Below are 13996 nucleotides of genomic sequence, written 5' to 3' on the forward strand. Positions count from 1 at the left end.
CTCAGGCTAACCGAACTGCCTTTACGCGGACCTGTACGAACGCAAATTGGTCCAGACCTTTGGGGTGGGTCTTGCTGGGGATGCACCTGTTCATGGGGCGTTTCGGGGTTTGAGCAGGTTTCCGCGGTTGCCCCCTGGTCGGCCGCTCCTGCTGGCGCCCCGCGTCCCCGGTCTGTCCACAACCCCGCGACCTGTCCACAGCCCGTATCGCACCCCTATTGACAAACCGGCCGGCTCGATAGTTTCAGAGATGGGGCCCCGGGCCCCGGGAGGGAGGGCCCCGGCCGCGGAGTGGATCTTGGTCGGCGGACGATTCCGTGCCGGGTGCCGGGTGCCGGGTGCCGGGTGCCGGGTGCCGGGTGCCGTCGGGGCGGCTGGCGGGTGGTGTCGGGGCTTGGGGGTCAGGGGGGTGGGGTGGGGAAGAGGCCCGGGGCCATGGCGTCGGGGGCGGCTACCTGGGGGTTGGTGAGGTCCAGGGCGAGGGCGAACGTGGTGCGGTAGCCGGGGGAGGGGGCGGCTGGGGTGGGGGTGGGGAGGAGGAGTTGGTCGCCGTTGAGGGTGTAGAGCTGGTCGGTCTTGTTGGTGGTGTCGGCGGGGCCGTGGGTGTTGTAGGGCGCGGTTGCCAGGTACTGGGCGGTGAACTCGTCAGGTAGGTACAGCTGCGAGGTGAACTCGTACGGCTTGCCCTCGGGCGTGGTGGTGCGGATCTTGAGGTGGATGTGCACCGTCCTGCCCTCGTACCAGCCGGGCAGGACGGTGGTGAAGGTGACCGCGCCGTGGGGGTCGGAGAGTTGGAGGCCGCGGAGTTCCTTGCGGCCGGTGGTGCCCTCGCTGGCGATGTCCGAGTAGTTCCCGGCGGCGTCGCAGTGCCAGATGTCGATGACGGCGCCGGGGAGGGGGACGCACCGGTCACCGTCGACTCGCGACACCGTCAAACCCAGCTGCAACCGGGTGCCGACCGCCTGGGTGCCGGTGTCCGGGTCGGTGCGGATGTCGGAGCGGTCCAGCTTCTCGTCGACGAAGTACGGGCCCTCCATCTGCTCGGGCCGCACCACGCAGTCGACCGCGGCGGGGGAGCAGCCGACGACCCCCAGCGCCGCCAGGCCGAGCAGCACCTGCCGCCTGCCCAGCACCGGGTCCACCGTCAGGCCTCGAACACGACGCGGCCGTCGACGACCGTCATCGTGACGCCGATGTGCGGCAGGTCCGCTGGCGCCGCGTGCAGCGGGTTGGCCTCCAGGACGCACAGGTCGGCGGCCTTGCCGATCTCCAGGGTGCCCTTCCACGACTCGGCGCCGTCCTGCACGGCCGGGGTCACGGTGTAGGCGCGCAGCAGGTGGCGCATCAGCTCGGGGCTGGGGGCGGCGGCCATCCACTCGGCGGCCGCGGCGACCCAGCGGCGCCAGTCCGGTTCGATGACCGGGGCGTCGGAGCTCAGGCAGACGCGCACGCCCAGGTCCAGGGCCCGGCGCAGCGGCCACGCCCCGGCGGCGGCGTCCTCGTCGAGCGCGGCGGCAAGCCACGGGGCGGTCAGCACCGCTATGCCCGGCTGGGTGTTGAGGCCGATGCCCAGCCCGGGCAGCCGCGCCAGCACGTCCGGGCCGACCAGGTCGCCGTGGATCAGGTAGTGCCTGCCCGCGTGGCCGTGCGCCTCGATCGCGTCGGCCATCGCCGAGACGGTGACCTCGATGGACCGGTCGCCGGTCGCGTGCACGCCGATCTGCGCGCCTGCCCGGTGCGCCAGGTCGATCATCTTGCGCAGGTTGGCCTCGCGCTCGGCGGGGTCGGTGCCGTCGACGAGCAGGTGGCCCTGGCTGCCGTCGGCGTAGCAGCGGTGCGTCCACGCCGAGCGCATCGGCGGGATGCCGTCGGCGAAGATCTTCACGCCGGTGATGTCGAGCCAGCGCGGGTCGGTCGCCGGGACCCGGCTGGCCATGCCGCGCTCGAAGTCGGCCAGCGTGCTCGGCCCGTCCAGCTCGCCGAACAGGCGCAGCACGGTGACCCTGGCGCGCAGCAGGCCCTCGGCGGCCATCGCGGCGTACTCGTCGAGCACGCCGGTGGAGAAGCAGCCGGTCTGCCCGCTGTCCTCGCCGGGGCCCAGGCCGGGCTCGGTGTAGCTGGTGATGCCCAGCGCGGCGACGATGTCGCCCGCCTTGGTGATGGCGGCGCGGCGCTCGGCCGGGCTGGTCAGCTGCGGGGCGGCCGCGCCCTCGCCCATCCCGCCCGCGCCCATCAGCGTCCCCGGCCATAACGCGCCGAGCCAGGCGCCGTGCAGGTGCGAGTCGTTGATGCCGGGCAGCACCGTGCGGCCGTAGAGGTCGACCACCCGGGTGTCCGGGCCGACCAGGTGGTCGACGTCGCCGAGGCCGATGACCCGGCCACCGGCCACGGCGAGCGCGGTGCTCTCGGTGCCGGCGGCGTCGAAGGTGAGCACCGTGCCACCGGTCAGCACGAGGTCGGCGGTGATCTTGTCGGCCACGGTGTCCTCCGTCAACAGGCGTAGATGAAGCTGGGCCAGTATAGGGTCATCAGCCGGAATATCCCCGTTTTTCGTCTATACATGTAGACTAACGACACGAGTTCAGTGCCGAGGAGGACATATGGCGCAGGTCAACGGCATCCCCGTCCGGCCGTTGGGACCGGGTGGGCCGGAGGTGTCGCTGTTCGGTCTCGGATCGTGGAACACCTGGGACCGGATGGAGCCCGACGACGCGGTGGCGCTGGTGCACCGGGCGATCGGGGCCGGGGTGACCCTGTTCGACGTCGCGCACTACAACATGGGCCCGCACGCCGAACAGGCCCGCACGGACATCATCTTCGGCGAGGTCACCAGGGCCGCCGGGCTGGCCCGCGAGGACTACCACCTGTGCGGCAAGCTGTGGCTGTGGGAGTACCCCACCACGAGCTTCGAGCAGCAGATGACCACCTCGCTCGACCGGATCGGCACCGACCGCGCCGACAGCGTCGTGGTGGGCGACTACATGTCCCCGCCGGACATCGCCCAGATCGTCACCGACGTCAACGAGCAGATCCGCGCGGGCCGCTTCGCGCACTGGGGCGTCAACAACTGGGTCGCCGCCGACCTGCAGCGCGCGCTCGACTTCGCCGCGGCCGAGGGCATGGCGCCGCCGATCTTCGCGCAGCTCAAGTACAGCATCGCGCGCCGCACCATGGCCGAGGGCCCGTTCTACCAGCCGCACTTCACCGACGGCAGGCTGGCGCTGCAGGCGTCGGACGTCTTCGAGGGCGGCATCCTGGCGGGCCGGAAGTTCCCCGAGCGCAAGATCGGCGCCGACCCCGGCGGCATCCGCGACCGCATCCGCGAGGCCGCCGACACCGTCGCCGAGGTGGCCGCGGCGCACGGGGTCACCGCCGCCCAGGTCGCGATCGCGTTCTGCCTGCTCAACCCGGCGGTGTCGAACGTGCTGTTCGGCGTCAGCAGGATCGAGCAGTTGGAGGACAACCTCGCCGCGATCCGGCTCGCCGACGAGCACGGCCCCGCCCTGCGCACCGCCCTCGACCCGCTGTGGGCCGACAAGGCGGTCAACGCCGACGGCACCTGGTGACCACCCGGCCGCCCGTGCCCGGACCTGATGGCCCCGGCTTATGCCATCCGTCCACAGTGGAACCCACGGCGGCCGCGGTTCTTCTTTGACCGGTTTGCGTCTACGGTTGGGGACCTGGACACCAGGTCCGACCGTGGTACCGCGCGGCGACGCGCGGGCGGGTGGGGGACTTGCCTGTCGAACAGGTCCCCCACCCGGTCCCCGGCCTAGGCGCTGGTGATCCGGTCGAAGAAGGCCTCCAGGTGGGCCTTCTGCAGCTTGCGCGTCGAGTAGCGGGCACCGACCAGGCTCATCACGTTCGCGCCCGCGTGCAGCAGCACCAACTCGTCGACCAACTGCGCGTCCGGGACCGGGGTGCGGATGTCGCCCTCGGCGCGGGCCCGGCGGATGTGGTCGGTGAGCAGCCCGCGCCACGCCTTGAGGTGCACCAGGTAGCGGTCGTGCAGCCGCTTGTTCGACAGCGACATCTCCCAGAACGCGAGCAGGACTCGCCCCGCGGTCACCCGCTTGGTGTCCAGCGGCATGGTCACGCTGCACAGCGCGCGCAGCGCCTCGAGCCCCGACTGGCCCTCCGAGACGTCCACCTGGGTGTCCACCATCGTCAGCGCCCGCTCGAAGGTGGCCTCCACCAGCACGTCCTTGCTGGGGAAGTACCGCTTGAGCGCCCCGTTGGCGAACCCGGCGGCCTCGGCGATCTCGCGCATCGTGGCGGCTTCCAGGCCGCCCCGCATGATCAGGCCCCAGGTCACCTCCACGATGTGCGCGCGACGCTCGTCGTGGTCGATGACCTTGGGCATCGTGCTCCTTCGGGTGTGTCGGCCGATCAGTCGCGGTAGTGTAACGGTCAACAGGTGGGATGTGCGCACACATCCGGGGGACTCGCGACGCTTTTCCGCCGACCGGGGGGTGGATCCGTCCACTGGGAACGTCCACGACCGGGGACGCACGAACCGCTCACCCGCCGCAAGCCGCCGGGACGGTGACCCTGGCGGCCACATCGGCCTCCTTCACCACGATCCGCACCGGTGCGTACGCGGCCGGGTCGATGCCCCGGTACCCGTGCCGCACCACGCCGTCGTGCACCCGTTCGGACACCACCAGCACCAGGTCCGCGCCGGTGCGCGCCAACTCCCGGTACAGCGGCTCACCGGCCACCAACCGGCAGGCCAGGTTCACGTCCGCGCTCACCCACCCGGTCCTGGCCCGCAGCACCTCGCCCGAGTGCACCGCCACCCGCAGCCGGATCCGCGGCCCCGCCCCGGCGTTGTGCGCGCGCAACCCGGCGACCAGCGCCGGGACCAGCGGGTCCAGCAGGTCCACCTTGGACACCGACGGCGGCACCAGGATGATCATCCCGTCGCCGCGGTCCTCGACCGCCAGCCGCCACCAGGCCACCCCGGCCCGGCGGAACGCCCGCCGGACCAGCCGCTGCAGCGCCGCCCGCGCCTGGAACTGGGCCAGGTTCCCCCACCGCGACGACCCCACCATGTCCACGACCACGATGGACCGGTGCTCCGGCCGCACCCGCTCGACCACGTCGACCACTCTCCCTCCACACCACCGATGCTGACCGGGACGTGGCGGGCGGCGCGGCGATCTCCCTGAGAGGAACCCAAGAAAAGGGGCCGGTCGGATGACCGGCCCCTCCGGGCGACACGCACGTCAGCCAGGCGCGACCCGGCCCGGCCACCGCCGAGCCGGGCTCGTCACCACCTGAATCGGGCTCAGCAGCCGCGTCCGACGCGGGCTCAGCAGTCGCGTCCGACGCGCACGTCGTAGATGCGCACCGGCCGCTTCGGCGCCCCGTCAGTGGCCCCGTCCGGCGTGATCCCGGCCGCCACGATCCGGTCCAGCACCTCGATGCCCCGGGTCACGTGACCCAATACGGTGTATACGGGACTGATGTTGGCCACGGAGTGGACGATGAACCACTCGCTGCCGTTGGTGCCGGGCCCCTGGTTGCCCATCGCGATCGTCCCGCGCGGGTAGGTCTCCTTGCCGGTGACCTCGTCCGGGAACTTGTAGCCGGGGCCGCCTTCCTCGGCGCGGTAGATGTCACCGCACTGCAGGACGCCGAGGCGGGCGCTGTTGGTCAGCCGGAAGCACTGCGAGTCGTCGTAGAAGTCGGCTTTCGCCAGGTGCACCAGGTTCTGCACGGCGCAGGGCGCGTTGTCCCGGTCCAGCAGCAGATCGATGCGGCCGTAGTTGGTGCGGATGGTGACCTCGACGTCGCCGTGGGCCTTGACCCGCGCCTTGGGCACGGTCACGGGACGGGCGGCCGGGTTCTCCGGGGTGGGGGTGAACTGGCACTTCACGGTCCCACCGGCGAGGGCGGGGGAGGCGAGGGCGGGGACGGCGGGCAGGGTCGTGGCCGCCAGCGCCAGGGCAGCGACAACCAGGATTCGCTTCATGCCCCGCACGCTAGCGGCCGGCGCAACCCCTGCCCGGTCTCGGAAACGGTTCAGCCGAGCCAGTGCGGGTCCGGGATCGCCTTGGACAGCACCGGCGCGACCTCGGACTGGAACAGCTCCAGCGTGGCCCGGTGCTGCGCGGGGGTCAGCCCGTCGCGGTCCGCGCTGATGTGCAAGACCTGGTGCCCGAACCGCTCGTGGTACCGCCCGACCTTGTCCACGACCTGCTCCGGCGAGCCCACCAGCGCCGAACTGCGCTCGACGAAGTCCTCCAGCGTCGTGAACACCGGCTCCAACCCCAGTCGCAGCTGGAGGTTCTGCCTGGCCTCGAACACCGGCCGGTACACCGCCAGCGCCTCTTGCGAGGTCGGCGCCACGTAGAACCCGGCCGTGCCCGCGCCGACGATCGCCTTCGCCGGGTTGTGGCCGTAGTGCGCCCACCGCTCCCGGTAGTACGAGATCAGCTCCGCGTACGGTTCGATCGGGTTGGTCACGTTCGCCGAGAACAGCGGGTCGCCCCACCTCGCGGCCAGGTCGACCGAGTCGCGGCTGGTCGCGCTGCCGTGCCACACCCGGATCGGCTGCTGCAACGGCTTCGGCCACACCTCGGCGTCGACCAGGTCCGGCCGGAACCGACCGGACCAGGTGACCTTGTCCTCGCGCCACAGCCGCCGGAACAGCTCGTAGCCCTCGGCGTTGCGGTCCCACTGGTCCTCGGGCGTGACGTGGAACAGCTCGCGCTGCGCGCTCCCGTTGCCCTTGCCGATGATCAGCTCAAGCCTGCCGTCGGACAGGTTGTCCAGCGTCGCGTAGTCCTCGTAGGCGCGCACCGGGTCCAGCAAGCTCAACGTCGTGACCGCGGTGAACAGCCGGATCCGGGACGTGCGGGCGGCGATGGTGCTCAGCACCACCGGCGGCGACGACGAGATGAACGGCCGCTCGTGCCGCTCGCCGACGCCGTAGCCGTCGAACCCCAGTTCCTCGGCCAGCACCGCGGTGTCGACGACCTCGCGGAACCGGTCGCGCGCGCTGAGCTGGATGCCGGTGACCGGGTCCGCGGTGTAGGTGATCAGCGTGATCAGCAGGAACTTCACAGCGGGTCCAGTCCCAGGTGCTCGCGCAGCGTCGTCCCGGTGTACTCCTCGCGGAACACGCCCCACTCCTGCAATAGCGGCACGACCGTGTCGGCGAACTCGTCGAGCCCGCCCGGGGTCACGTGCGGCACCAGGATGAACCCGTCGCTCGCGTCGGCCTGCACCAGCTCGTTGATCCGCGCCGCGATGGTGGCCGCCGAGCCGATGAACGTCTGCCGCCCGCCGACCTGGATGATCACGTCCCGGATGGAGAGGTTCTTCGCCTCGGCCAGCGCCCGGTACTCGCGTGCGGTGGCCACCGGGTCGCGGTGCATCCGCACGCTCGCCCGGCCCTTGGCGATGGTGTTCTCGCCGACGACCGGGTCGAAGTCCGGCAGCGGCCCGTCCGGGTCGTAGCCGGACAGGTCGGCGTTCCACAGCTGTTCGAGCAGCTTGATCGCGGTCTGCCCGCTGACCTGCTGGCGGCGCACCACCACGGCCCGCTCCTGGGCGTCGGCGTCGGTGTCGCCGAGCACGAAGGTCGCCGCGGGCAGCACCACCAGCTGGTCGTGCCGCCGCCCGTACTTGGCCAGCCGCCCCTTCACGTCCGCGTAGAACGCCTGCCCCGCCTCCAGCGTGCCGTGCCTGCTGAAGATCGCGTCGGCCGAGGCGGCGGCGAACTCGCGGCCACCGTCGGAGTCACCGGCCTGCAGCACCACCGGCCTGCCCTGCGGCGACCGCGGCACGGAGAACCGGCCCGAGATGTCGAAGTGGTCGTCCTTGTGCTGGAACGACCCCGCCGCCGCGTCCCGCAGGTACACCCCGGTGGCGGCGTCGGCGGCGATCTCGTCGCCGCGCCAGCTGTCGAACAGCTCCAGCGCGGTGTCCAGGAACGTCTGCGCCCGGGTGTAGCGCTCGTCCTGCGGCAGGAACCCGCCGCGGCGGAAGTTCTCGCCGGTGAACGCGTCCCAGGAGGTCACCACGTTCCACGCGGCCCGACCGGCCGAGAGGTGGTCGAGCGAGGCGAACTGGCGGGCCACCTCGTAGGGCTCGTTGAACGTCGAGTTGATCGTCCCGGCCAGCCCGAGCCGCTCGGTCACCGCGGCCAGCGCGGCCAGCACGGTGAACGTGTCCGGCCGCCCGACCACGTCCAGGTCGTAGATCTCGCCGCCCTGCTCGCGCAACCGCAGGCCCTCGGCGAGGAAGAAGAAGTCGAACTTGGCCCGCTCCGCGGTCTGCGCCAGCCGCACGAAGGACTCGAACTCGATGTGGCTGCCCGCCTCCGGGTCGCTCCACACCGTCGTGTTGTTCACCCCGGGGAAGTGCGCGGCGAGGTGGATCTGCTTGACCGGCTTGCTCATCTGCTCGTCCTCCTCAGACTGCCGCGTAGCGGTTGGCGGGCCTGCCCAGCCCCAGCAACCCGCGCAGGGTCTTGGCCTCGTACTCGGAGCGGAACGCGCCCCTCGACCGCAGCTCCGGCACGAGTCCACCGGTGATCGCGGTCAGGTCGTGCGGCAGCGCCGCGGGCCGCAGCCGGAAACCGGAGAGCCCGGCGGCGTGCTGGTCGAGCAGGTCGTCGGCCAGCTCGGCGGGGGTGCCGACGAAGATCCGGGTGTCCGAGGCGTACTCGGCGCCCGCGAGGTCGTCGAGCCGCGCCTTGTGCTCCCTGGCCGCCGCGGCCGTCTCACCGAGGAACACCACCAGGTCGCCGAACACGTGCAGCGTCTCGCTTTCCCGACCGGCGTTCGCCTGCTCCTGGCGCACCACGGCCAGCGTCTCGGCGGCCTCGGCGCGGTCGTTCGGCGTGATGTAGACGACGTCGGCCGAGCGCGCGGCCAGCCGGTACGGGATCACCGCGTGCGCCAACGAGGTCACCACCGGCTGCCCCTGCGGCGGCCGCGGCGTGATCGACGGCCCCTTGACCGAGAACCACTTGCCCTCGAAGTCGATGTAGTGCAGCTTGTCGCGGTCGACGAACCGGCCGGTCGCCGCGTCGCGGATCTCCGCGTCGTCCTCCCAGCTGTCCCACAGCCGCCGCAGCACCTCGACGTAGTCCGCGGTCTCGTCGAACAGCTCCGACACCGGGCTGACCAGGTCGCCGTCGTGGGCGTCGTCGAGGTCGACCGCGCCGATCTCGCGCCTGCCGAAGAGCCGGTTCTCCTCCTCCGTCCAAGCGACCCGCACCCGCACCCCGGCGCGGCCGGAGCTGACGTAGTCGAGGGTGGCGATCGCCTTGGACAGGTGGAACGGCTCGGTGTGGGTGACCACCGCGGTCGGCACGATGCCGATCCCCGAGGTCAGCGGCGCCACCCTGGCCGCGACCAGCACCGCGTCCAGGTGCCCGACGACCCGGTCGGTGCCGTCCCCGCCCGGGTTGAACGCGTCGGTCCTGGGCCCGAGCGTGTCCTCGATGGTGACGAAGTCCAGCCGCGCCGCCTCCGCCGCGCGCACCAGGTCGACCCAGTACCCCGCGGTGAGCAACTCGCCGGGACGGGCGTCCGCCGCCCGCCACGCCGCGGGGTGCCAGCCCGCGCCGTCCAACGCCACCGCCAGATGTGGTCCGGTTGTCACCGGCGGCTCCCTTCCCTCGTGATCGTCCCGAACCGGATTGTGCGCCGCACGAGCGCACCGGGGCAGGGACGGCCACGGGGTGGGAATCCGACCTGGGCCGGGAATAAACCGCCAGTGCGCCACCCCGCGCAGGCGGCGCGAGTGCCGACCCGGCCCCGCCGAGTCGGCAACGGTGCCGGGCGGGGACGAGGGGGCGGGAGGAAGTGCTACAGCGAGAGACCGGCGTACAGGTAGGCGCCGGTGTTCGGGTCGGCCACCAGCAGCACGGCCTCACCCTGGCGCGGCACGGTGATCCTGGGCACCACGGTGCGCAGCGGCACCGGTCGCCGCGGCCCGGCCTCCAGCCGTACCAGCAGGTCGACCACCGGGTCGCTGTCGACCACGTGCCCGGTGGCGGTGACCGACTCGACCCGGGCCCTGGTCGCCTGCGCGCCCATGGCCAGCAGGTGCTGGGCGGTGGCGGGCAGCGACGCCGACGCGCTCAGCGCCGCTTGCGCGCCCGCGACCGAAACCCTTGCCGCACCGGTGTTCGGCTGCCGTTCACCCGCGTGTCGCCCGAACTTGCGCTCCCGGCCGAACAACCCCATCCGAAGCCCCTCCCCGAGCCGTGCGTGGTCCGGACAACCAGCACTCAAGACTGTCCGAAGTGTACGGCCGGGCGCGGATGGGGCCGCCGCCGGGCGCCGCGGGGTCAGCCCGCCATCGCCATCGCCCGCTGCCTGGCCCGGTGCCGGACCGCGTTGACCCGGTTGGCGCACCTGGTGGTGCAGAACTGCCGGTTGCCGCCCTTGGAGATGTCGATGAACACCACCGCGCAGCGGTCGTCGGCGCAGCGGCCGAGGCGGTGCCCGCCCTCGTCGCAGAGCACGTAGGCGAGCCCGGTCGCGGTGACCGCGCGGACGCGGTTGACCACGCCCTCGCCCTCGCCGTGGTAGTGCAGGTGCGGTGGCTGGTTGTCGTGGGTGGAGATCATCGGTCGGCTGGCCGCCTGCTGCAGCAGCGCGTTGATCACGTCGACCCGGCGCTGCTGGGACATCTCGCCGAAGGCGGCGTCCAGCTGCTGGGTCCACTGCATGATCCGCGCGGCCTCGGGGCCCGCGGGTTCGGGGAGGGTGGGGGCGTGGCGGTGGATGACGGCGGCCACCTGCTCGCGGTCGAAGGTGCCGCCCCGGCCGAGGTTGACCAGGTCCGCGGCCATCGCCGCGGCCGCTCCGCCATAAGTGTTGAAGCGCATATTGCCATTACTCCACACTCCCGGTGTGTTTGGCAATGACCAACCCGGTGCCGACCTCCCGGCCTTGCCCGTTGCGCCGAGCGCCCCACGCCGGTCGGCCCCGCGCGCCGGGGGGCGCCGGGGATGAGCCGGGCGCCGACCCCGGGCGCGGCCAACCCGCTGGTGCTGGTGGCCGTGCAGATGCTCAGCCTGCAGGTGGGCGCCGCCGTCGCGGTGGGCCTGATGGCGCACGTCGGCATCGTCGGCGCCGCCTTCGCCAGGGTCGCGCTGGCCTGCGCGGTGGTCGGCCTGCTGCTGCGGCCCCGCCCGCGCGTCGCCGACCGCCGCTCGCTGCTGCTGGCCACCGCGCTCGGCGTGGTGATCGCGGTGATGAACACCGCCTACTTCGGCGCCGTCGTCCACTTGGGACTCGGGCTGGCCACCACCATCGAGTTCCTCGGGCCGTTCCTGGTCGGCCTCGTCTCGGCCAGGCAGGCCGCCGACCTGCTGTGGTCGATGGTCGCCGCCGCCGGGGTGGTGCTGATCGCGGGCGTGGGGGAGGTCAGCGGCACCGGGCTCGCGCTCGGGCTGCTCGCCGCGGGCTGCCGGGCGGGCTACATCGTGCTGACCCGCGCGGTCGGCGACCTGTTCGACGGCGCGTCCGGGCTGTTCGTGGCGCTGCTGGTGGGAACCGTGGTGGCCGCGCCGTTCGCGGTGGGCACCTTCCCCGGCTTCGGCGACGTCGGGGTGCTCGGGCTCGCGGCCGCGGTGGCGGTGCTGTCCTCGGCCGTGCCGTACCTGTGCGACATGGCGTCGCTGCGCAAGCTGCGCACGTCGTCGTTCAGCGTGCTGCTGGCGCTGTCACCGGCGGTGAGCGCGCTCGCGGGCCTGGTGCTGCTCGGGCAGGACCTCTCCCCGCCGCAGTGGTGCGGGGTGGGCGCGGTCGTGCTGGCGGGGGCCGCGAGCGTGCTCACCGCGCCGCGCGTCGAGGAGACCGGCTGACCCGTCCGCGGGCGCGCTGGGCAGCTGCACCGACCCGGGGTGCCCCGGCACCGGGTGCGCCCCGACGGGGTGCGCGGTACCGGAGTGGTGCGGCAGCATCGCCGCGGTCTCCCGCCCCGCCTGGCACAGGCCGCGCACCGCCCGGTGCACAGCGGAACCATCCGCGGTGTCGGTCGTCGAGCGCCACGCGACCACGAGTTCGGACTCCGCGCCCTCGATAGGGATGAACCGCAGGTCCCGGTGCACCGAGTCCCACTCGGCCAACCGCGGGCACAGCGCGAGACCGACCCCGGCGGCGACCGCGGCCAGGGTGTCCACCGCGTAGTCGGCGGTGTGCTCGACGAACCGCATCCCGGCCACCGGGAAGGCGTCCTCGACCCCGATGCGGATCAGCCGCTCCGCGCCGACCTCGGCCACCACCACCGACGAGCGGCCCGCCAGCGCGTGGTCCCACGGCACGACCAGGCAGGTGGGCACCACGGCCGCGGTGGCCTCCTCGACGTCACCGTGGGACTTGGGCAAGTACGGCCGCCACAGCAGCGCGGTGTCGACCTGGCCGTGCCGCAACTGGTTGAGCTGGTTGCCGAAGTTCGTGTACGTCGGCACCAGCTGCACCGGTTCCGGCGCCAACACCCGCGCCGCCCTGGCGATCACCTGCCCGGTGCCCCAGCCGACGTGGCCGATGCGCACCTGCGGCCTGCCCGCCCCCGCGCGCCTGCGCACGTCGGCCAACCCGGTGTCCAGCACCGAGATCGCGGAGGTGGCGACCGCGAGCAGGTCCCTGCCCGCCTCGGTGAGCCGCACCTGCCTGGTGCTGCGGTGGAACAGCCGCAGCCCGATCTCCCGCTCGAACGCCGCGATCTGCTGGCTCAGCGCGGGCTGGCTCAGGTGCAGGTACCGCGCGGCGCGGCCGAAGTGCAACTCGTCGGCCAGCACCAGGAAGGACCGCACCTTCTCGGTACCGGGGAACCGGTCGCTCACCACCACCGCACCGCCTCGGCGTTCGCTCACCGCAATGGGCATGCCACACCCGAAGTCGGCGTGTTCGCGCTGATCAGTCCACCCTGTCTGGGTGTCACCACCGAAAAGGGCGGGTCGAGGCTTAAAATATCGACGCGGAACTCCACGCGGCTACCGCCGATCGGGTGACCACATCCGTTGATCGCCGGATTGTTTCGCACTGGGCAGTCTAACCCGCACGAGGCGTGACCTGGCATTTTGCCGGCTACCGCCGGGTGTATTCGGACCTTTTTCCGGCGGTGTTCCCAGTTATCCGAAGAAATAGTGCTTTAGGTCACCCGAGAATGTGCGGGGGCGCTCAGGCGGCCGCGGCGGTGACCGCCTGGTGCACCCCGCGCCAGTAGTCGGCGGTGAGGGTGACGAAGGTGTCGTAGGCGCGCAGCACTACCGCGAAGTCGGCCTCGGTGCGCGACACCGCCGCCGCGGAGACCACCGCCTCGCGCTTGTGCTCCTTCTCCGCCTCGCCGATGTGGACGTAGAAGTACTCGCACGCCTCGTGGAAGTCGTCCTCGCGCGGCCACAGGGGCTTGTAGTTGCGCACGCCCTCGTAGAGCCGGGTCAGCATCGCGAACGCCAGGTGCTCCTGTGCGAGCAGGGCGCCCTGCACCACCCGCTGGTCGGTGGCGGAGAACAGTTCCCGCTGCCCGGCGCTGAACGCCGTCGTGCTCGGCAGCGGCTCCTCCAGGGTCAGCTCCCCGGTGCTGACCTCGCGGCCCGCCAGCCGGGAGAGCAGGTCGGCGAGGAAGTTCTCCAGCAGCACCAGGTGCGCCTTCTCCGCGTTGCCGTTGCCGTACTCGGAGTACAGGTTCTTCACGCATTCCACCCGTGCGGCGAGATCGGTGGTGTTGAGCACCGACAGCGCGACCATCACCGCGGTGAACCTCGTGCGCGCCAGGTATTCCCTGGCGAACACGGCTACCGCCGAGTAGGGCAGCGGGCCGCCCATCCACAGCCGGTAGAAGTCGTTGTCGATGGCCGCCGAGGTGTCGATGTCGGCGACGGTGGCGGCGATGCGCGCGGCGCGGTCGGCCGTGGGTTGGTGGACCAGCGTCATCGGAGGAGGATCCCCTTCGCTCGTCGCGGCGCCCGAATGGCGCCCGTGCCCGGCGACCGTATCCACGGCCCGCTCCGGCAGTCCAG

General features: G+C 72.1%; 13 protein-coding genes and 1 pseudogene. 2 read left to right on the forward strand and 12 right to left on the reverse strand.

What is annotated here, in order from left to right:
• Window positions 1–401: 401 nt before the first annotated feature.
• Together BMY07_RS01040 and BMY07_RS01045 are read right to left on the reverse strand one after the other, a co-directional pair.
• The gene (locus tag BMY07_RS01040; RefSeq protein ID WP_245782116.1) at window positions 402–1142 is read right to left on the reverse strand and encodes a dioxygenase family protein; all 741 of its coding nucleotides are present in this window, start codon (window positions 1140–1142) and stop codon (window positions 402–404) included.
• A gap of 2 nt (window positions 1143–1144) precedes the next feature.
• Window positions 1145–2479, reverse strand: a complete 1335-nt coding sequence (locus tag BMY07_RS01045; RefSeq protein ID WP_245782117.1) for an amidohydrolase — start codon at window positions 2477–2479, stop codon at window positions 1145–1147.
• 121 nt (window positions 2480–2600) lie between these two features.
• Here BMY07_RS01045 and BMY07_RS01050 point away from each other — a divergent pair, with 121 nt between their 5' ends.
• Window positions 2601–3566: an aldo/keto reductase gene (locus BMY07_RS01050; protein ID WP_092774480.1), complete on the forward strand. Its 966-nt coding sequence runs from the start codon at window positions 2601–2603 to the stop codon at window positions 3564–3566.
• A gap of 206 nt (window positions 3567–3772) precedes the next feature.
• On the opposite strand, the gene BMY07_RS01055 is transcribed toward BMY07_RS01050, so the two are convergent.
• From BMY07_RS01055 to BMY07_RS01090, 8 genes are all read right to left on the reverse strand, one after another.
• Entirely contained in the window at window positions 3773–4363 is a 591-nt protein-coding gene (locus BMY07_RS01055; RefSeq protein WP_092774481.1) for a TetR/AcrR family transcriptional regulator, read from the reverse strand.
• A 157-nt stretch (window positions 4364–4520) separates the two neighbouring features.
• Entirely contained in the window at window positions 4521–5111 is a 591-nt protein-coding gene (locus BMY07_RS01060) for a nucleotidyl cyclase domain-containing protein (protein ID WP_092774482.1), read from the reverse strand.
• A gap of 203 nt (window positions 5112–5314) precedes the next feature.
• Window positions 5315–5977 (reverse strand): peptidylprolyl isomerase, encoded by a 663-nt coding sequence (locus BMY07_RS01065; protein ID WP_092774483.1) that lies wholly within the window; start codon window positions 5975–5977, stop codon window positions 5315–5317.
• A 50-nt stretch (window positions 5978–6027) separates the two neighbouring features.
• Window positions 6028–7071, reverse strand: a complete 1044-nt coding sequence (locus BMY07_RS01070) for an LLM class flavin-dependent oxidoreductase (protein WP_092774484.1) — start codon at window positions 7069–7071, stop codon at window positions 6028–6030.
• On the reverse strand, window positions 7068–8411 hold the full coding sequence (locus BMY07_RS01075) for an NtaA/DmoA family FMN-dependent monooxygenase (RefSeq protein WP_092774485.1): 1344 nt from the start codon (window positions 8409–8411) through the stop codon (window positions 7068–7070). The genes BMY07_RS01070 and BMY07_RS01075 overlap by 4 nt, the downstream gene beginning before the upstream one ends.
• Window positions 8412–8424: 13 nt before the next feature.
• Complete coding sequence (locus BMY07_RS01080; protein ID WP_092774486.1) at window positions 8425–9621, reverse strand: LLM class flavin-dependent oxidoreductase; 1197 nt, start codon at window positions 9619–9621, stop codon at window positions 8425–8427.
• Between the two features lie 206 nt (window positions 9622–9827).
• The gene (locus BMY07_RS01085) at window positions 9828–10208 is read right to left on the reverse strand and encodes a hypothetical protein (RefSeq protein WP_092774487.1); all 381 of its coding nucleotides are present in this window, start codon (window positions 10206–10208) and stop codon (window positions 9828–9830) included.
• Window positions 10209–10312: 104 nt separating this feature from the next.
• Complete coding sequence (locus BMY07_RS01090) at window positions 10313–10855, reverse strand: CGNR zinc finger domain-containing protein (RefSeq protein ID WP_092774488.1); 543 nt, start codon at window positions 10853–10855, stop codon at window positions 10313–10315.
• Between the two features lie 123 nt (window positions 10856–10978).
• On the opposite strand from BMY07_RS01090, the gene BMY07_RS36120 reads away from it, so the two are divergent.
• A complete protein-coding gene (locus tag BMY07_RS36120; protein WP_092774489.1) occupies window positions 10979–11836 on the forward strand; it encodes an EamA family transporter in 858 nt (285 codons plus the stop codon).
• A 183-nt stretch (window positions 11837–12019) separates the two neighbouring features.
• Here the strand turns inward: BMY07_RS36120 and BMY07_RS01100 are convergent.
• Window positions 12020–12859, reverse strand: a pseudogene (locus tag BMY07_RS01100) (LysR family transcriptional regulator); the annotation flags it as partial.
• A 295-nt stretch (window positions 12860–13154) separates the two neighbouring features.
• On the reverse strand, window positions 13155–13910 hold the full coding sequence (locus tag BMY07_RS01105) for an iron-containing redox enzyme family protein (RefSeq protein ID WP_092774491.1): 756 nt from the start codon (window positions 13908–13910) through the stop codon (window positions 13155–13157).
• Window positions 13911–13996: the final 86 nt, after the last annotated feature.

It is taken from the genome of Actinokineospora terrae (assembly GCF_900111175.1).
GTDB classification, from domain to species: domain Bacteria; phylum Actinomycetota; class Actinomycetes; order Mycobacteriales; family Pseudonocardiaceae; genus Actinokineospora; species Actinokineospora terrae.